The organism is Rhodovastum atsumiense (assembly GCF_937425535.1).
GTDB classification, from domain to species: domain Bacteria; phylum Pseudomonadota; class Alphaproteobacteria; order Acetobacterales; family Acetobacteraceae; genus Rhodovastum; species Rhodovastum atsumiense.
Map to the genome: position 1 here is coordinate 5,540,494 of NZ_OW485601.1, position 18,600 is coordinate 5,559,093.

The 18,600-nt window shown below is 69.7% G+C and carries 16 protein-coding genes; 9 read left to right on the plus strand and 7 right to left on the minus strand.

The window, feature by feature from the left end; all coding sequences use genetic code 11:
- Window positions 1–206: 206 nt before the first annotated feature.
- From NBY65_RS24955 to NBY65_RS24970, 4 genes are all read left to right on the plus strand, one after another.
- On the plus strand, window positions 207–2,867 hold the full coding sequence (locus tag NBY65_RS24955) for a bifunctional acetate--CoA ligase family protein/GNAT family N-acetyltransferase (RefSeq protein ID WP_150042734.1): 2,661 nt from the start codon (window positions 207–209) through the stop codon (window positions 2,865–2,867).
- A gap of 166 nt (window positions 2,868–3,033) precedes the next feature.
- Window positions 3,034–3,312, plus strand: coding sequence for a hypothetical protein (locus NBY65_RS24960; RefSeq protein WP_150042750.1), 279 nt, complete (start codon window positions 3,034–3,036; stop codon window positions 3,310–3,312).
- Window positions 3,313–3,432: 120 nt separating this feature from the next.
- Window positions 3,433–3,729, plus strand: a complete 297-nt coding sequence (rpmB, locus tag NBY65_RS24965; protein ID WP_150042733.1) for a 50S ribosomal protein L28 — start codon at window positions 3,433–3,435, stop codon at window positions 3,727–3,729.
- A 128-nt stretch (window positions 3,730–3,857) separates the two neighbouring features.
- Window positions 3,858–5,789: a DUF3857 domain-containing protein gene (locus tag NBY65_RS24970; protein ID WP_162530705.1), complete on the plus strand. Its 1,932-nt coding sequence runs from the start codon at window positions 3,858–3,860 to the stop codon at window positions 5,787–5,789.
- Between the two features lie 182 nt (window positions 5,790–5,971).
- Here the strand turns inward: NBY65_RS24970 and NBY65_RS24975 are convergent, their stop codons facing one another.
- From NBY65_RS24975 to fliI, 3 genes are all read right to left on the minus strand, one after another.
- Window positions 5,972–7,654, minus strand: a complete 1,683-nt coding sequence (locus NBY65_RS24975; protein ID WP_150042731.1) for a methyltransferase domain-containing protein — start codon at window positions 7,652–7,654, stop codon at window positions 5,972–5,974.
- 161 nt (window positions 7,655–7,815) lie between these two features.
- Window positions 7,816–8,241 (minus strand): flagellar FliJ family protein, encoded by a 426-nt coding sequence (locus NBY65_RS24980; protein ID WP_150042730.1) that lies wholly within the window; start codon window positions 8,239–8,241, stop codon window positions 7,816–7,818.
- Window positions 8,238–9,617: a flagellar protein export ATPase FliI gene (gene fliI, locus NBY65_RS24985; RefSeq protein ID WP_150042729.1), complete on the minus strand. Its 1,380-nt coding sequence runs from the start codon at window positions 9,615–9,617 to the stop codon at window positions 8,238–8,240. Before fliI ends, NBY65_RS24980 begins: the two co-directional genes overlap by 4 nt.
- Before the next feature lie 170 nt (window positions 9,618–9,787).
- On the opposite strand from fliI, the gene ctrA reads away from it, so the two are divergent.
- The gene (ctrA, locus tag NBY65_RS24990; RefSeq protein WP_150042728.1) at window positions 9,788–10,624 is read left to right on the plus strand and encodes a response regulator transcription factor CtrA; all 837 of its coding nucleotides are present in this window, start codon (window positions 9,788–9,790) and stop codon (window positions 10,622–10,624) included.
- Between the two features lie 18 nt (window positions 10,625–10,642).
- On the opposite strand, the gene aroB is transcribed toward ctrA, so the two are convergent.
- Window positions 10,643–12,319 carry a 3-dehydroquinate synthase gene (aroB, locus tag NBY65_RS24995; RefSeq protein WP_239002919.1) on the minus strand — a complete coding sequence of 559 codons (1,677 nt, stop codon included), beginning with the start codon at window positions 12,317–12,319 and terminating at the stop codon, window positions 10,643–10,645.
- Window positions 12,320–12,392: 73 nt separating this feature from the next.
- Here aroB and NBY65_RS25000 point away from each other — a divergent pair, with 73 nt between their 5' ends.
- From NBY65_RS25000 to NBY65_RS25015, 4 genes are all read left to right on the plus strand, one after another.
- A complete protein-coding gene (locus NBY65_RS25000) occupies window positions 12,393–12,542 on the plus strand; it encodes a hypothetical protein (protein ID WP_162530704.1) in 150 nt (49 codons plus the stop codon).
- A 3-nt stretch (window positions 12,543–12,545) separates the two neighbouring features.
- Window positions 12,546–13,466 carry a site-specific tyrosine recombinase XerD gene (locus tag NBY65_RS25005; RefSeq protein ID WP_150042727.1) on the plus strand — a complete coding sequence of 307 codons (921 nt, stop codon included), beginning with the start codon at window positions 12,546–12,548 and terminating at the stop codon, window positions 13,464–13,466.
- A 32-nt stretch (window positions 13,467–13,498) separates the two neighbouring features.
- Window positions 13,499–14,455, plus strand: coding sequence for an acetyl-CoA carboxylase carboxyltransferase subunit alpha (locus tag NBY65_RS25010; RefSeq protein ID WP_150042726.1), 957 nt, complete (start codon window positions 13,499–13,501; stop codon window positions 14,453–14,455).
- Between the two features lie 218 nt (window positions 14,456–14,673).
- Window positions 14,674–15,480 carry an NAD-dependent epimerase/dehydratase family protein gene (locus NBY65_RS25015; protein ID WP_150042725.1) on the plus strand — a complete coding sequence of 269 codons (807 nt, stop codon included), beginning with the start codon at window positions 14,674–14,676 and terminating at the stop codon, window positions 15,478–15,480.
- Between the two features lie 51 nt (window positions 15,481–15,531).
- Here NBY65_RS25015 and NBY65_RS25020 read toward each other — a convergent pair whose 3' ends face one another.
- The 3 genes from NBY65_RS25020 to NBY65_RS25030 form a co-directional block, all read right to left on the minus strand.
- Window positions 15,532–15,891, minus strand: coding sequence for a hypothetical protein (locus NBY65_RS25020; RefSeq protein ID WP_150042724.1), 360 nt, complete (start codon window positions 15,889–15,891; stop codon window positions 15,532–15,534).
- 138 nt (window positions 15,892–16,029) lie between these two features.
- Entirely contained in the window at window positions 16,030–16,815 is a 786-nt protein-coding gene (locus NBY65_RS25025) for an HpcH/HpaI aldolase family protein (protein WP_150042723.1), read from the minus strand.
- Between the two features lie 209 nt (window positions 16,816–17,024).
- On the minus strand, window positions 17,025–18,593 hold the full coding sequence (locus NBY65_RS25030; RefSeq protein WP_150042722.1) for a GMC family oxidoreductase: 1,569 nt from the start codon (window positions 18,591–18,593) through the stop codon (window positions 17,025–17,027).
- Window positions 18,594–18,600 lie beyond the last annotated feature (7 nt).

An 18,600-nucleotide genomic window follows, 5' to 3' on the forward strand; every position in this document is an offset into this window, starting at 1 on the left:
CTGAATCAAAGCCTTGCCAGGCGGCTTTCCGTCGCGGGGCAGGGGCGGGAGGGGCAGGGCGCACGCAATTCGCCATCCCCCACCCGGGTATCACCCATGGTAAGTCTTCGCCTTGTCGGCCAACCCGTGCAATGAGACGGGCTCGACAAGCGGGGGGAAATCAGGCTTCCGATCCCACCTGACAATCATATATGCTGCAGCGCAACATGGTTCTTCTCCGCCCAGGCTCCGGCCGATTCCGCTCCGAGGCGCTGTTCCGCCCGAAATCCGTCGCCGTCCTCGGCGCCGGGACGGAGCTCGGCGCCATCGTCATGGCGAACATGCTTGCCGCCGGGTTCAAGGGGGCCATCCTCCCGGTCGCACCCGGTCAGCATGCCATCTCCGGCGTACTCGCCTATGACGGGATTGACGCCCTGCCGGTGGCCCCCGATCTCGCCGTGTTGTGCGACGGTGCCATGCCGCTCGATGCCACCTTCGCCGCGCTCGCGAAGCGGGGTACGCATGCGGGGGTGGTGGTCGGCGATACCGGCAGCCTACGCGACGCGGCGCTCACGCACAATGTCCGGGCCCTCGGTCCGGGCTCGTTCGGCATCGTGGTGCCGGAAATCGGCTTGAACGCGTCCTGCTCACATCTCCAGCCGCGTCCTGGCCGCATCGCGCTGGTCTCGCAATCGGCGGCGCTCTGCCGCTCGGTGCTGGACTGGGCCGAGCCGAACGGGGTCGGGTTCAGCCACATCATCGGCATCGGTGGCAACACCGACCTCGGCTTTGGCGTGGTGCTGGACTGGCTCGCCCGCGACCCTGGGACCGGTGCCATCCTGCTCGACATCCGCCACATCAAGGACCGCCGGGCCTTCATCTCGGCGGCCCGCGCCGCCGCCCGGCTGCGCCCGATGGTGGCGATCCGGCCGGGCGGGCGCATGCAGGATCCCTCGGGCGAGGCCGATGCCGCGCTGGTGGCGGCGCTGCGCCGATGCGGCATTCTCGCCGTGCCGAACATGGACGACTTCCTGGCCGCGGCCGAAACGCTGACCCGCGCCCGCCCGGCCCGCGGCGAGGCGCTGGCCGTCGTCACCAATGCCCATGGCCCGGCGCAGCTGGCCGCCGACGCCGCGCTGGAATTCGGGCTGAAGCTGGCCGAGCTGACGCCCGAGACCCGCAATACGATCACCCAGGCCCTGCCCGGCGCCTTCCGCCCCGGCGGCACCAGCGTCACCGATTCCGGCAGCCCCGGCGCCGACATCGTCTATGCCGCGCCGGGCAACCCCACCAAGCTGGCCGAGGCCGCCTCGCTGCTGGCCGGGGCCCGCGAAGTCGGCGGCGTCCTGGTCGTGCACGCCCCGACCGGCGCGCAGGACGAGGCCGCCATCCAGGGGATCGCCGCCGCCGCGGCCAAGGTGAAGGTGCCGATGGTGGTCTGTGCCATGGGCGAGACCACCGGGGGCGTACATCGCCGCCGCCTCGCCGATGCCGGCGTGCCGGTCTTCCCCGCCCCTGAGCAGGCCGTGCGCGGCTTCCTGCACCTGGTGCAGGACCGCCGCAACCGCGCCGCCGCCCGCGAGCTGCCGCCGCGCACCGTCCTGCGCATCGCCCCCGACCAGGCCGAGGTCCGCCGCGCCTTCCGCCGCGCCCGCGCCGCCGACCGGCTGATGCTGACCCAGGACGAGGCGATGGTGGTGCTGGGTGCCTACGGCATCCCGGTGGTGCCGAGTCGTCCGGCCATGGGCGCCGAGGACGCCGCCTACGCCGCCACCATGCTCGGCTTCCCGGTGGTACTGAAGCGCCGCCGCGCCGACCGGCCGGACCCCAACGCCAAGAGCGGCCTGGTGCTGGACCTGCGCGACGCCGACCAGGTGCGCACCGCCGCCACCATGCTGGAACGGCGCGGCGAGCCCGGTCCGGAGAGTGAGAACACCGGCTTCGTGGTGCAGCGCCAGGTCGGCCGTGCCCGCGAGCTGCTGATGCGGGTCAGCGAGGACAAGACCTTCGGCCCGACCCTGGTGTTCGGCCAGGGCGGCACCGCCGCGCAGTTCCTGCGCGATGTCGCGATCGACCTGCCGCCGCTCAACCTGCCGCTGGCCCACGCCCTGATCGCGCGCACCCGGGTTGCCGCCACGCTCGGCCCGCTGCACGACCAGCCGGCGGCGAACCAGGAAGCGGTGGCCGACGCGCTGGTGCGGCTCAGCCAGTTGGTGGTGGATTTCCCCGAGATCGCCGAGATCGACGTCAACCCGATGTTCGCCGATGCCGACGGCGTGCTGGTGGCGGATGCCTGGATTCGCCTGCGCGCGGACGCAGAAGCGCCGGGGCGGCTGGCCATCCCGCCCTATCCGGCCGAGCTCAGCACCATCTACGACGCCCGCGGCGAGATGCTCACCGTCCGTCCGATCCGCCCCGAGGACGCCGCCGCCCATGGCGAGTTCTTCAAGCGGCTTTCGCCCGAGGATGTCCGCTACCGGTTCTTCTCGGCCCTGCGCGAGCTGTCGGCCGAGCAGGTCTCCCGCCTCACCCAGATCGACTACGAGCGGGAGATAGCCTTCGTCGCCGTGCGCGAGGAGACCGGCGAGACCGTCGGCGTCGCCCGGTTGGTGCGCGAGATGAACGGCAGCGATGGCGAGTTCGCCGTGGTGGTGGAACCCTCGATGAAGGGGCGGGGGCTGGCGCGCTACCTGATGAACCAGTTGATCGCCTGGGGCCGCACCCAGGGGCTGACCGATGTCGTCGGGCAGGTGCTGTCGGACAACGCGCCGATGATCGCCTTCGTTCGCCACATCGGTTTCTCGGTCCGCCGCGTGCCGGGCGAGGAGGATATCGTCGAGGCGCGCTTGGCCCTGGTGCCGGAACCCGTCGCCGCCGCCTCCGACTGAACCGCTCCGTCGCCTGCCACCGCGCCGCCGCCGAGTCGCCCGCGGGGGAGAGTGCATCCTTCCGGCAACGACATCGCCGCTCCGCTTCCGCGTCTGGCCAAGCCGGCTTCCCATGGGGCCGGCAAGGGACCATATGACGCGAAACGACGGAGACACAGCCATGGCCATGAGCGGCGACGCACCGCCCCATCACTGCGGCAACCATCTCGAAGACGGGCCGCCGGCCGATCTGAGCCATGCCGGCGCGGTGATCGACAAGGCGATCGAATACATGGTCGGGCAGAATATCGGCTCGCTGGCCATTGCCTCGGCCCTGCTCGGCGGCGCGCTGGGCATGCTGGCCCGCAGCCTCGGCGACGAGGCGATCATCCGCGTGCTGGACAATGCCATCGCCAGCGTGCGCGCGGGCGAGCTGCATCACCTCGACGGCAGCGGGCGGGCCTGAGCGGCCGTATCCGCCGCACGTCCATCGAACTTGACGACTCCGGGGCGTTCCGCCATAAGCCGCGCCTTCCCTTGCACGTGGCGCGTTTGCGCGCGCCCTTGATTTTCCGAGGTTTTCGCGATGTCCCGCCGCTGCCAGATCACCGGCAAGGGCGTGCTGACTGGCAACAACGTCAGCCACGCCAACAACAAGACGCGCCGGCGTTTCCTGCCCAACCTGCAGGAGACTTCGCTTTTGTCCGATATCCTCGGGGTGAGCGTCACCATGCGCCTGTCCACCCGGGCGATCCGCACGGTCGAGCACAACGGAGGCATCGACTCCTTCCTGCTCGGCACCCCCGACCGCCGGCTGCCGGAAGATGCGCTGGCGCTGAAGCGGCGGATCGAGAAGGCCCAGGCCCGGCGCCAGGCCGCCTGATCAGCCGATTCGGTTGACGCGCTAGCCGGAAAGGCCCGCCAAAGCGGGCCTTTCCGCATTCAGCGAGTTCACATGTCAGGGACATGTCCGCTATTTACGGCGGGCATGTCCCTGTTCATGAGACCGCGATGATCCTTTGGCTCCGGACGGCCTTGCGCCCGGTCCTGCTTGTTCTGCTGCTCGTCGCCCCGGCCAGGGCCCAGGAGATGGCAACGCCGCAGGAACCGCCGGTCACGGCCGGCACGATCGTCCCCCCATCGCCGAAGCACGTCGCGCATGTGCGGGTCGACCGCGCGGTGACGGTGTTCACGGTCAACGCCGACGGCACCTATACCGAAACTGCCGAGCTGGACCACACGCTGCTGACCCAGCGTGGCGTTGCCCAGCGCGATCGTGCCGCGGTCACTTTCTATTCCCGGTCGCAGCGTCTCGAGGTGCTGGAGGCCTGGGTCGACCAGCCCGACGGCACCCGCCTGCCGGTCGGGCCTGAAGGCCGTTTCACCCGTCCCTCCGCGGCCAGCCAGGGGGCCCCCGGCTTCACCGGCAGCCAGACCACCACCGTGGTGTTCCCGCAGGTGCGGCCCGGCAGCCGCACTCACATCAAGTACCGGCGCATCCAGACCACCCCACCGCTGCTGGGCTTCAACGCCTGGTCGGAAGGCGAGCTGGAGAATGCCGCCGTCGAGGACCGCCTCGTCATCGACGCCCCGGCCGGGTTGCCCCTGTACTGGAAAAGCCGCGGCAGCGTCACTGTCACCGAGACCAGTGAAGCCGGGCGCCGCCGCATCGAGGCGGTGATTGCCCCGTCATCCGGCCAGGCCCCCGAACGCGACGCCGTGGCCAGCAGCGATTTCCAGCCGATCTTCCTGGCCAGCACGCTCCCCGACCTCGCCAGTCTCGGCGCCATCTATTACCGCCAGAGCCAGGAGCGGGCGGTGGTCACGCCGGAAATCGCGACGCTGGCCGCGCGCATCGTCGGCGAGCGCACCGGGCTGGACGCGGCGCGCGCCATCTACGACTGGGTCAGCGTCAACATCCGCTACGTCGCCGTCTATCTGAACCCAGATGACGGCTGGGTGCCGCACGAGGCCGCCGAGGTGCTCAGGAACGGCTACGGCGACTGCAAGGACCACACGGTGCTGATGCAGACCCTGCTGGCCGCCCGCGGCATCGTCGGCCAGGCGGCGCTGATCCACTGGGGCAATCGCTACAACGACCTGCCGCTCGCCCATCCCTTCCAGTTCAACCACGCCATCATCTACCTGCCCGACTACGACCTGTTCCTCAATCCAACCAATCCGTATGCGCCGTTCGGCTCGCTGGATCGCACGCTGTCCGGCAAGACCGTGGTGATCGCCACCGGCACCGGCCGGGTGTTGAGGACCCCTGCCTCGACGCCGGCCAGTTATCGGTACGCGATCGCCAGCCGCGTCGGCATCGACGACGAGGGCAATATCGACGGCAGCGCCGGCTACGTCCTTTCGCCCAACGTGGATACCGGGTTCCGCTCCTGGCTGGCCAATGCCAGTTCCCCCCGCGACCTGGCGGAACGCCTGCTACTCGGCACCCCCGAAGGCGGCTTCGGCAGCCTGCAGGCGAGCGACCCGCGCGATCTCGGCACGCCGCTGGCGGTGACCGCGACCTGGCGCAGCCCGCACGGTGTCACCTTCCGTGACGGCGCCGCCGCCATCACCATCCCGGCCGGGCCTGATATCAAGCCGGTCTATGGATTGCGCCGCTACCTCTCGGCCAGCGGCAGCCGCCACACGCCGATGCTGGTGGGCGCCACCGATCTCAGTTGGACCACCACCATCAGCCTGCCGGCCGGACTGACCGCCACCACGCTGCCGGCGCCGGTGACGGTGCGGACCCCGGCCGGACACTATACCGCCCGCTACGAACGCGCCGGCGCCCAGGTGCTGGTCCAGCGCAACCTCGTCATCGCCCAGGACGTGTTCCAGCCGGCAGAGTACCCGGACCTTGAGCGCCTGCTGTACGCGGCCCTCGATGACGCCCGGGCGACGATGACGCTCGCGCGCGCGGAAGTGGGGATCCGGTAGGTCGGGTTAAGAAAGGCCAGGGCTTTGCCCTGGACCCAGCAGGGGTCAGGAGACCCCTGCACCCCTATCGCGCTGCGCGGCAGAAAGTTTGGGTTCCAAGGGCTTTGCCCTTGGTGGAGGTCCAGGAGGCGAAGCCTCTGGCGGGATCGGGCCGCGAAGCGGACCGATGGCAGCGCCCCGCTTCAGCGCAATTCCGGGACGCGGTCCAGCAGGGCCGCCGTCAGTTCCTCCCGGCGTTCCCACAGCGAGCGGTACCAGGCGTGGCGGCGCGAAGCCTGGGCCGCGAGCATGCGCCGGCGTGCCACCATGGCGCGGGCGGAATCGGCCAGGGTGCGGCCTTGCGAGGGCGTCGCCAGCAGGTGCAGCAGGCATTTCTGCAGATCGGCGGCATCCTGGACCAGCAATCCGGTGCGGCCATCCTCGATGCTGTCGGCATACACGGTGGGCGTGGCGATGGCGGTCACGCGGTGGGCTGCCGCCTCGATGAATTTAAGATCTGATTTGCAACGATTAAAGGCGTTGTCACGCAGCGGCATGAACGAAAGTTCCGACTGCGACAGCAGGTCCAGGTAGGTGTCGTAGTTGCAGAGGGGCGTGAAGGTCTTGTGCGGCGTCTGCAGGGCATCGAACAGGCCCCGGTCGGCCAGGATGCGGAACTGCAGGCGCTCCCCGGCGAGGGCCGCGGCCGCGTTCAGCCCTGGCAGGAACTGTGGCCATTCCTCTTCCCGGTTGATGCCTGCGAAGAACAGGGTCAGCCGGTTCGGATCGGTGTAGTTGCGCACAGCGGGCAGTCGCGCGATGGCGTTCGGGAACACCGCCACTTCGGGATTGTGGCTTCGCAGCACCGCGGCCAGGGGGTCGGTGGAGGTCTGCACCGCGTGCACGCCGCGGAAGCTGAGGATCGACTCGTGCTGCATGGCGGGCAGGAAGTCGGGGTGATCGTCGAACTCGCACAGCACCAGCCAGCCTTCGGCGATCAGGGAGCGCAGTGTCGCAAGCCCTGTCTCGCCGGCCAACACCGGGCGATGGAAGATGAAGATACGTGCCGAATCGGCATCATCCCCTTTTGGGGTCGGGGCGCCCGGGGCGAGCACCTCGGTGGTCACCCCGGGGATGGACGTCAGCGCCTGCAACGGCTGCGTCACGCGCACATGGCTGACGCCGCCGACATGCTCGAGCATGGTCGAGCAGACATGCAGCGGTGCCGGAACACGCCGTGCCGCGCGCCAGACATGTTGCAGGGGCTGGGCGCGCTCGCGATAGGCCGTTACGTCGATGCCCAGTGCCACCAGGGCGGGGGCGGCGTCGCGCACGAATTCCTCACTGGCGGCGGCATCGAAGATGCGCGGCGCGACCTCGACCGGCAGCAGCCCGGCGCCAAGCACCGCCCGGCGCGTCGCCGCGCGGGTAAACCAGCGCAGATGGGTGCGGTCGAACAGCCCGGTTTCCTCGTAGTCCCAGGTGCCGCGCAGCAGGCGTTCGACGAAGCTCCAGTGCTCGGCGTTGGGCATGCAGATCAGCACGACCCCATCGGGGCTCAGGGCCTCGGCCTGGCGGGTGAGCACCGACCACGGATCACGCAGATGCTCGAGCACATCGCCATAGATGATGCAGTCGAACGGTCCGGTGCCGAACGGGAAGGGATCCGCCTCGACATCGCCGATGGCGACCTGGTCGAGTCGGGTCGCGGCGAGCCGGGCCGCATCCACGTCCAACTCGATGCCAAGAAAGCGGCAGGCCGGATTGCGGCGCTTGTACTCGGCCCCGAGCGCCCCGGTGGCGCAACCGACATCGAGCACGGCGCGGGCATCGAGGGGAATACGGTCGAGCAGGTCGGGATTTGGCACATCGGGATACGGCAGCATGAAGGTGTGATGCCTGCTTGGCAGGAAACGAGCAAGAGCAGTCAGGCCGGCCACCGCCTCTTCTCTGTCCTTTCTTGCCGGATGTTGCGATTCAGACATCTTTCGTGGCAGAATATTTTACTATGGATCCAAATTCCGGCGCGATGCGCGCCCAGCGCCGATCAAGGCCTTCGCGCGGAGCGGCTGGCGGCTTCGTCCATCGCGGCCTGGGCGCGTCGGGCCGCCTTGATGGCGTGGTGCGCATCATGCACGGCCAGCAGGCGCTCGGCCGCTTCGGCGTTGGTCCGGGCCATGGCGAGCGCGCTGCGTGCCTCGGCGGTGGCGGCACCGGCGCGCTGGTGCGAATCGTCCGCCTGTGCCCTTGCCCGCAGGCCATGCGGCAGCCAGGCGGCGAAAGCCTCCGCCATGGCATCGTCGGCGCCCGGCGCGGCGGCGGCTGCCCGTTCGCGGACGATCCCGCCTTCCGCGGCCGCGAGGGCGGCGCGGGTGGCGTCTTCTTCCTGCAGGCGGGTGGCGAGCGTCCGGCGCGCATCTTCACAGGCCAGGCGCCGCAGCCGCAGCAGGGTCAGCATCACGGCGCGGTTCATGACACGGGCGCTTCGAGCGCGGTGCGCAACTGCGCGAAGCTGTCGGCCAGGCCGGTCCGCTCGTCGCGGCCCTGGCGCAGCAGCGCCTCGATGCGCGGCGCCACCGCGATGGCCTCGTCCACCGCCGGATCCGTCCCCGCGCGATAGGCACCGAGTCGCACCAGATCAGCCATGTCGGCGTGCAGCTTCAGGATCGCGCGGGCCCGCCGGGTGAGGGCGTTCTCCTCGGCGCCGTTGCATCCAGGCACCGCCCGCGACAGCGAACGCAGCACGTCCACCGCCGGATAGCGTCCGCCCTCGGCGATGCGGCGGTCGAGGATGACATGGCCATCGAGGATGCCGCGCACCGCATCGGCCACCGGCTCGTCATGGTCGTCCCCTTCGACCAGCACCGTGAACAGTCCGGTGATATGGCCGGCGGAACGGCCGGGGATGTCAGGTCCGGGGCCGGCACGTTCCAGCAGGCGGGGCAACTCGGCGAAGACGCTGGGCGGAAAGCCGCGGGTGGCCGGCGGCTCGCCGGCGGACAGGCCGATCTCGCGCAGCGCCAGGCAGAACCGGGTGACGCTGTCCATCAGCAGCAGCACGCTCTTGCCCTGGTCACGGAAATGCTCGGCGACCGTCATGGCGGTGTGGGCGGCCTCGCGGCGCAGCAGCGGCGGCGTATCGGACGTCGCCACCACCACCACGGCCCGGGCGAGTCCCTGCCGGCCCAGGTCGTCCTCGATGAACTCGCGCACTTCCCGTCCGCGCTCGCCGACCAGGGCCAGCACCGCCACGTCGCAGGCGGTGTGGCGGGCGAGCATGGCGAGCAGTGTCGATTTGCCGACGCCGGAGGCGGCGAACAGCCCCAGCCGCTGGCCGCGGCGGCAGGTGGTGAAGGCATTGAGCACGCGCACGCCGAGATCGAGCCGCTCGCCCAGCCGGGCCCGCCGGGTCGCGTCCGGCGGCGCGGCGCGAACCGGGCGAGGGGCGGGGCCGCGCGCCAGCTTGCCGCGCCCGTCGAGTGGCCGCCCGAGCGGATCGATGACGCGGCCGATCCAACTGTCGTCGACGGCGAGGGTCGGCCCAGGCGGCGCATCGGGATGCGGGATGGCGCCACGCGCGGCGGCGCCCGGGCCCAGGCCATCGGCCGGGCCATAGGTCATGGCCTGCGCCAGCCCGCCGCGGAAGCCGACGATTTCCGCCGCCACCTGCCGGCCGTTGCGGCTGGAGAGGGAAAGGCGATCCCCGACCGAGAGATGGTGCGACAGGCCGCCGATCTCCACGGCCAGGCCGGAGACACCGACGATGCGCCCTTCCATGCAGGTGGGAGGGATGTCGTGCAGCGCGGCCAGGGCGCTGGCGCTGCGCTGGGCGAGGGAGGCGCGTCTCATTTTTCGATCTTTGTTTCCTGAAATTTTCTCGCACGCGTGGAACGAGGCGAATTCGCCTTCCGTTCCGTCTCGAATTTTATTTTTACACCATTAAGGTTAGGAATTCGTGGCGAAATGCACGCCTGGGTGGTATACGGTTCGCAACCATGGATGGATAAAGGGTTTCAACAATGCGCGTCCTGCTGGTTGAAGACGACATCACCACAGCCCGTGGCCTGAGTCTGATGCTCCGCTCCGGCGGGGCGGTTGTGGACCATGCCGATACCGGCGAGGAAGGGCTCGAGCTCGCCCGCCACTACGACTACGACATCCTCGTGCTCGATCTGATGCTGCCGGACATGGAAGGCTACGAGGTGGTCCGTCGTCTGCGGGCGGCGCGGGTCGACGTTCCGGTGCTGATCCTGTCCGGCCTGACGCGGCCGCAGGCCAAGGTGAAGGGCCTGGCACTCGGGGCCGACGACTTCCTGACCAAGCCCTTCGACCAGGGCGAGCTGATCGCCCGTGTCCAGGCGATCGTCCGGCGCAGCAAGGGGTTCAGCCAGCCCTCGCTGCAGCTTGGCAACCTGCAGCTCAATCTCGACAGCCGCGAGGTGCGGGTCGGTGGCCTGCCGGTGCATCTGACCGGCAAGGAATACGCGATCCTTGAATTGATGGTGCTGCGCAAGGGCATGGTCCTGACCAAGGAGGCCTTCCTGAACCATCTCTATGGCGGCATGGACGAGCCGGAGATGAAGATCATCGACGTCTTCATCTGCAAGCTGCGCAAGAAGCTGGCTTTGGCCGGTGCCGACAACCTGATCGGCACGGTATGGGGGCGGGGCTACATGATCCGCGAGCCATCCCCGCTGGAAACGGCGCTCACGCCGGCGCCCCTGCCGCCGACGCGCCTGTCCGCGCCGTTGCCGCATGCCCCGTCGCCGCATGCCCCGGTGCAACGTTCCCAGATGGCCGATGCGCCGGCGCCTTATGCCGCGTCCGGCCGGCAGGCCGCGCTCAGCGCGGCCTGAACTCCCGTGCGGGACTCGTTACGCGGTGCAGCCTTCTTCGCGCAGCAGGGCGACGACGGCCTCGGTGGCGACGTCCCGTTCGGTGAAGGCCCGGCCGATGCCGCGGGCCAGCACGAAGGTCAGTCTGCCGTCGCGCATCTTCTTGTCGCGCCGCATGTGGCTGACCAACGTTTCCGCCGACAGACGCCGGTTGAGCTGGTGCAGCTCCGCCGGCAATCCCACCGCCGCGACATGCCTGACCACGCGTTCGGCATCCTCGCCGCTGCACAGCCCCAGCCGTGCCGACAGGCGGAAGGCGAGCCCGAGGCCGATCGCCACCGCTTCCCCGTGCAGCAGCGTGCCGTAGCCGAGCTCGGCCTCCAGCGCGTGGCCGAAGGTGTGGCCGAGATTGAGCAGGGCGCGGCCGTCGTTCGGCTTTTCCTCGCGCTCGTCGTCGCCGACCACCTGGGCCTTGAAGGCACAGGCGCGCATCACCGCATCGGCCTGCGCCGCGCGGTTGCCGCCGACCACCGCGCCGCCGTGCTGCTCGCACCAGGCGAAGAACGCGGCATCGCCGATCAGGCCGGCCTTGACGATCTCCGCATAGCCCGCGCGCAGCTCGCGCAGCGGCAGCGTCGCCAGCGCGCCGGTGTCGGCCAGCACCATGTGCGGCTGGTGAAAGGCACCCAGCAGGTTCTTGCCGTGGCGGGTGTTGATGCCGGTCTTGCCGCCTACCGAGGAATCGACCTGGGACAGCAACGTGGTCGGCACCTGCACGAAGGGCAGGCCGCGCAGCGTGGTCGCCGCGGCGAAGCCCGCGAGGTCGCCCACCACGCCGCCGCCGAGGGCGATCACCGCGCTGCGCCGCTCGATGCCGCCTTCCAGCAACTGGTCCACCACCGTCTCGTAGGTGGCGAGCTTCTTCGAGGTCTCGCCGGGCGGCACGGTGATCGTGCGGCTTTCGAAGGCGCAGGCCTCCAGCCCGCGCAGCAGCGCCGGCAAATGCAACGGCGCCACCGTGGCGTCCGTCACCACAACGGCCCGTTTCTGCGGCAGCACCGGGGCCAGCAACGCGCCGGCACGTTCGATCAGGCCCTCGCCAACCACCACGTCGTAGCTGGCCGAGGACAGCGCCAGCGACAGCCGCCGCGGCGGACGGTGGGCCAGCAGCGCGTCCAGCACCTGGGTAGTGGTCGCGTCCGGGCTGTCGTCGCCGCAATCGACGATGATATCGGCCTCGGCATAGATCGGGTGCCGGGCAACCATCAGCCGCTCGAGCACCTGCGCGGGGTCATCCCCGTTCAGCAGCGGCCGGTGCGTGCGGCCCGCGACCCGGCGCAGCAGGGTGGGAAGCCGGCAGCGCAGCCAGATGCTGACCGCGTCCCGCCGCATCGTCGCGCGCGTCTCGGCATCCATGAACGCGCCGCCGCCGGTCGCCAGCACGATCTGATCGCCCGCCAGCAGACGCCGGATCACCCGCCGCTCGCCGTCACGGAATTCCCGCTCGCCGAAACGGGTGAACAGCTCGGCGATGGTGCAGCCGGCGGCCAGCTCGATTTCGGCATCCGCGTCGCGGAACGGCAGGCCGAGTCGGGCGGCCAGGCGTCGCCCGATCGAGGTCTTCCCGGCCCCCATCAACCCGACCAGAACGATGCTGCGACCGTCCAGCCAGTCCGGCAGAGACCAGCCTTCCTTTAAAGCAGTGTTGCCTCTCATGGGCAGCGAGGCTAGCACACCGCCCGCCGGGGCCAAACGTCGCCCCCGGTTTTCCATGCAGGTCGGACAGTCCATGAGCCGCGTCTTCCTCATTGTCGTGCTGGTCGGGGCCGTCCTGTTCGGCGCGGCGTTGCTCACCCTGGGGGCCTTCCCGCCCACGCCGGTGGCCAAGCAGATCCAGAAAGTGTTGCCGAACGATCGTTTCGCCCCGCGCGGCGGCTGAGCCATGGACAGGCATCTCGAGGCCTTCCTGGAGATGCTGCTGGCCGAGCGCGGGGCCGCCGCCAACACGGTGGCGGCCTATCGTTCCGACTTGCTCGATGCCGCCGGCTTCGCCGCACGGCGTGGCGAGGCCCTGGTCGCTGCCGGGCCGGAGCTGCTGCGCGCCTATCTTTCGTGGCTTGCCGCCAGCGGGCTGTCCGCCCGCTCGGCGGCGCGCCGTCTCTCGGCGCTGCGGCAGTTCTACCGGTTCCTGCTGCGCGACGGTCTGCGCGCCGATGATCCCACCAGTCTGCTCGACAGCCCGAAGCAGCCCAGCCCCCTGCCGAAATTCCTGACCGAGGCGGAGGTCGACGCCTTGCTTGCCGCCGCTGCCGGGCGCGAGGGTCGGCAGGCGCTGGTGATGACCGCGGCGCTGGAGATCCTGTATGCCACCGGGCTGCGCGTTTCGGAGCTGCTGGCGCTGCCGCGTGCGGCGCTGTCCGGTGATGCCACGGTGCTGCTGGTGCGCGGCAAGGGCGGCCGCGAGCGGCTGGTGCCGCTGTCCGATGCCGCCCGTGACGCCGCCGCTGCACTGATCGCCGCGGAAGGGGGCGTCCGGAAAGGTGGAAAGGGGGGATGGCTGTTCCCCGGCCGCGATCCCCGCCGTGCGCTGACCCGGCAGGGTTTCGCGCAGATTCTCAAGCAGGTGGCGCTGGATGCCGGCCTGGATCCGGAACGGGTCTCGCCGCACGTGCTGCGCCATTCCTTCGCCAGCCACATGCTTGCCCGCGGCGCCGACCTGCGCAGCTTGCAGATGCTGCTCGGTCACGCCGATATCGCCACGACCGAAATTTATACCCACGTGCTGGCCGAGCGGCTGCAGCGCCTGGTGGAAGCGCACCACCCGCTCGCCCGGCGGGCCGAGGGCGCGTCCGCCGGGGGCTGACCTGCCGTTCCGCAGGTGTTAAAGGGCCGCTCATGCGCCATTTCCTGGATTTCGAGAAGCCGATCGCCGAGCTCGAGAGCAAGATCGAAGAGCTGCGGAAGATGTCGGAGGCCGAGGGCCTCAACATCGCCGAGGAGGTCGGCAAGCTGACCGAGAAAGCCGACCGTCAGCTGCGCGCCACCTATGCGAAGCTGACGCCCTGGCAGAAGACGCAGGTCGCCCGCCATCCCGACCGGCCGAAGGCGAATGATTACATCGCCTCGCTGATCACCGACTGGACGCCGCTGGCCGGCGACCGCGCCTTTGCCGAGGACCGGGCGGTGCTCGGCGGGCTCGGGCGGTTCCGCGGCCGTTCGGTGATGGTGCTCGGCACCGAGAAGGGGTCCGACACCGAGAGCCGTGTCGCGCATAATTTCGGCATGGCCCGGCCCGAGGGCTACCGCAAGGCACGCCGGCTGATGCAGTTGGCCGGCCGCTTCGGCCTGCCGGTGCTGACCTTCGTCGACACCGCCGGCGCCTTCCCCGGCATCGAGGCGGAAGCCCGCGGCCAGGCCGAGGCGATCGCCCGGTCGATCGAGGCCTGCCTGGAAGCGCCGGTGCCGGTGGTCGCGACCATCATCGGCGAAGGCGGCTCGGGCGGGGCGATCGCGCTCGCCGCGGGCGATGCCGTGCTGATGCTGGAGCATTCCATCTACTCGGTCATTTCGCCGGAAGGCTGCGCCGCGATCCTGTGGAAGGACGCGGCCCAGGCCTCCGTCGCCGCCGAGGCGCTCAAGCTGACCGCCGAGGACCTGCGGCGGCTGAAGCTGATCGACACGGTCGTGCCCGAACCGCTGGGCGGCGCTCATCGCGATCCGGCCGCGGCGATCACCGCGGTGGGCAATGCGGTGCAGGCGGCGCTGACGCCGTTGCTGGCGCTGGAGCCGGCGGCACTCCAGGCGAAGCGGCGGGAGAAGTTCCTGGAAATGGGACGGGAACTGCCGGCCTAAGGCAAGGCGAGGGCTCTGCCCTCGACCCGGCAGGGGCCACAAGGCCCCTGCACCCCCATCGCGCTGCGCGGCAAAAGATATGGGATCCAAGGGCCTCTGGCCCTTGGTGGAGGTCCAGGAGGCAAAGCCTCCTGGTCGGGTTTGGGGCAAAGCCCCAACGCGCATGATCCTCGAAACCGTGCCACTCTTCCCCCCCCGTCTCATTCAGGGAGGAGCGGATGTCCCGCATCGTTGCCATCACCGGTGCGGCCGGCAATATCGGCCGCAAGCTGAGCGCGCACTGCGTGGGCCTGGGTTGGACCCTGCGCCGGCTCGATCGCAGCGCCATGCCGGGCGTGATCGCCGCCGATCTGCTGCAGTACGACGACACCTGGGCCGCCAGCTTCGCCGGGGTGGATGCGGTGATCCATCTGGCCGGCCATGGCTCGCAGTTCGGCGACTGGCGCATGGCGCAGGAGAACATCGACATGACCGCCAACGTGTTGCGCGCGGCGCGCCGGCACGGGGCGAGGCGGGTAATCTTCGCCAGTTCGAACTGGGTGATGGTGGGGTATCGCTTCGCCGGGGTGACGATCACCCCGGACCTGACCCCGCATCCGCTGACGCCCTACGGCATGTCGAAGCTGGCGGGCGAACGCCTGGGCTGGGATGTCGCCCAGCAGGGGGTCGGCTTCATTGCCTTTCGCATCGGCTGGAATCAGCCGGTTCCCGGCAATCGCCCGGGGCCGCACATGACGATGGGGCGCTGGGGCCAGCAGATGTGGCTGTCCGACAGGGATCTCTGCCAGGCGCATGAGCGCGCCGTGTTGGCCGAGGGCGTGGACTTCGCCGTGCTCAATCTGATGAGCGACAATCCCGGCATGCCCTGGGACATCGAGACAACGAAGCGGGTGATCGGCTACGCGCCGCAGGATGGCTGGACGGCGGAGCTGGACGAGGCAAAGAGCGCCCAGGAGGAGATGGCCCGTCGCAGCCGGGCCCTTGCCGCCGATCTGGAAGCGCAGGTGATGCTGTCCGAGTGGTAGGCGCCCCGCCCGATGCACGCCAGGGGTGCGTCGGGCATCGATCGATCCGGCTTACCAGCCGTAATAGGCCGGGGGCGGCGGCGGCGCGTACACCACCGGCGGCGGGGCATAGATCACGCGGGGCGGCGGCGCGTAGACCACCGCGGGCGGTGGCGCGACCACGACCGGGGGAGGCGCGGCATAGACCGGCGGGGCCATCGCCCCGGCGATGGCGGCACCCACGCCCAGCCCGATGATGGCGCCGGCGATGGCTGCTCCATTGCCGCCGCGATGATAATAGTGCGGGGGCGGCGGCGGACGGTAGTAGTGCGGACCGCCCCAACCGGGGCCACCCCACTGCGCCTGCGCGGCAGGTGCGGCCAGCATCATCGCAACGATCGGGGCAACGAGCAGGACTGGACGGACGCGCATGATCGGGTTCCTTTTCCGGCCAGGATGGGCTCATCCCCGCCGTGACAGGGAATCAAGCGCCGGGATGTGGCGGATTCGCGGCAGGCGCGTGGTGACATCCCGGCAGCGCTCATCACGCTGCCGAGAGCATATTACGGCTTAACCGATATCGTTGAGGAATTCGGCCCGCGCGGCGGCCGCCTGTTGCAGGAACATTGAATCGGTGCCGCCGAGCACGAAGCGCGCGCCCATGGAGACATAAGTGCGGGCATGGGTCTCGTCGAACACGGCATGCATGCCGGCGAACTTGGCGTGGCGGCCGCAGGCCTCGATGACCGCGCGATAGGCGGCGGCCACGCGCTCATGGCCGATCTCGCCGGGAATGCCGAGGTCGGCGGTCAGGTCGGCGGTGCCGACCAGCAGGCAGTCGATCCCCGGCACGGCGGCGATCGCGTTCACGTTCGCCACGGCCTGCGCCGTCTCGATCATGACGGCGACCAGGACCTCGCGGTTGATCTCGCTCTGCGCGACCGCGATTTCGGGCGCGCGGAAGCCATAGGCGGCGGCAGCCAGACCACCCCAACTGCGATTGCCGCGCGGGGGGAAGCGGAAGGCATTGGCGATGCGGCGCGCCTGCTCGGCGGTGTCCACATGCGGCACGATGATGCCCTGGGCGCCGTTGTCGAGCACACGGGTGCCTTCATCGAGCGCATCGGTGCAGATGCGCACGATCGGCGCGACGCCGGCCGGCAGGGCGGCAAGGCAGAGCTCGCTCGCCTCGTGGATGCTGAAGGCGCCGTGCTCCATGTCGATGAACAGCCAATGGTAACCGGCTGCCCGGGCAAGGGCGGGCACCGCGGCGGTGCGCATATGGTGCAGGCCATAGCCAAGCGCCATCTTACCGGCACGCAGCCGCGCCAGCGCGGCGTTGGGAATGAGAGGCATGGGAGACTCCCCGACACGATGCAGGAACGTGCTCCGGGCGGATCGAGGTGCCAAGCCCGAAGCACACAGGGGAGATACGTCATGAACGCAACGGCGCCGCGTGGGGCGCCGCCAGCAATGAACCTGAATTATGCAAATGCAGCTTCGGTTGCTCGCCTGTGGAGGGAAGGAAAATGGGCGAGGCGGGCAGCGCGCCTCGCCCATTTTCCTCAGATCTCGCCGCGACCCATCATTCCGGCCATGGCGTCGGCCTGGCGCAGGGCCAGGGCGACGATGGTCAGGGTGGGATTGCAGGACGCGCCGGTGGTGAACTGACTGCCATCTGAAACGAACAGGTTCGGCACGTCGTGCGTCTGCCCCCAGCGGTTCACCACGCCGTCGCGCGGATTGGCGCTCATGCGGTTGGTGCCCAGGTTGTGCGTGCTCGGATAGGGCGGCGTCAGGATGGTCCGCTTCGCGCCGACCGCCTCGTAGATCGCGGCGCCGCTGCGCCAGGCATGCCGGCGCATGGCGATGTCGTTGTCGTGGTCGTCATAATGCACGCTGGCCACCTTCAGGCCGAACCGGTCCTTCACGGCCGGATCGAGCGTGACGCGGTTGGTCTCGCGCGGCATGTCCTCGCCGACCAGCCACATGCCGGCCATGTTGGCGTATCCCTCCATCGCCGCGGTGAAGTCGCGGCCCCAGGCGCCGGGCTGCAGGAAGGCCGCCATGAACGGCACGCCAAGCGAAAGCGTTTCCATCTCGTAGCCGCCGACGAAGCCGCGGGCGGGGTCGTTGCGGCTTTCGTCACGCACGATGCCGGCCATGGTGGTGCCGCGATACATGTGCACCGGGCGCTCGAAGATGCCGTAGACGCTGCCGGTCATGTGCCGCATGTAGTTGCGCCCGACCTGGCCGGAGCTGTTGGCCAACCCGTCCGGAAACGCCGCCGAGGCCGAGTTCAGCAGCAGCCTGGGGCTTTCGATCGAATTGCCGGCGACCGCCACCACGCGGGCACGCTGGCGGTGTAGCGTGCCGGATTCGTCGGCGTAGACGACGCCGGTCACGCGGCCACGGTCATTGTGCTCGATGCGCACGGCCATGCAGCCGGGTCGCACCTCCAGCCGGCCGGTTGCCTCGCCCTTGGGGATCTCGGCGACCAGCGTCGACCATTTCGCCCCCATCTTGCAGCCCTGGAAGCAGAAGCCGAGCTGCTGGCAACTGGTCCGCCCGTCGCGCGGCTGGCTGTTGATCGACATGTTGCCGGTGTGCACGACCTGGTAGCCCAGCTTGTGCGCGCCGGCCGCCATGACCTTGAAGTTGTTGTTGCCCGGCAGGCGCGGGATGTCGTGCGTGCCGGTGGTGCCCATGCGCAGCTCGGCGCGGTCGTACCAGGGCGCCATCTCATCGAGGCTGATCGGCCAGTCCAGCAGGTTGGCACCGGGCAGCGTGCCGTAGGTGCTTGCCGCCTTGAATTCGTGCGCGTGGAAACGCAACGAGGCACCTGCCCAGTGCACCGTCGATCCACCGACCGACTTGACGATCCAGGCCGGCAGGTTCGGGAAATCCTTCGCCACCCGCCACGATCCCGAGGTCGTGCGCATGTCCGTCCAGGCGAGCTGCGCGAAGCTCGCCCATTCGTCGTTGATGAAATCCTGGGTTTCGTGGCGCTTGCCGGCTTCCAGGATCACCACGCGCACGCCCTTCTGCGCGAGCTCGCTGCCGAGCGTGCCGCCGCCCGCGCCCGAGCCCACGATCACCACCACGCCGTCGTCGTCGAGGTCGAAGCTGGCCATGTCTGCG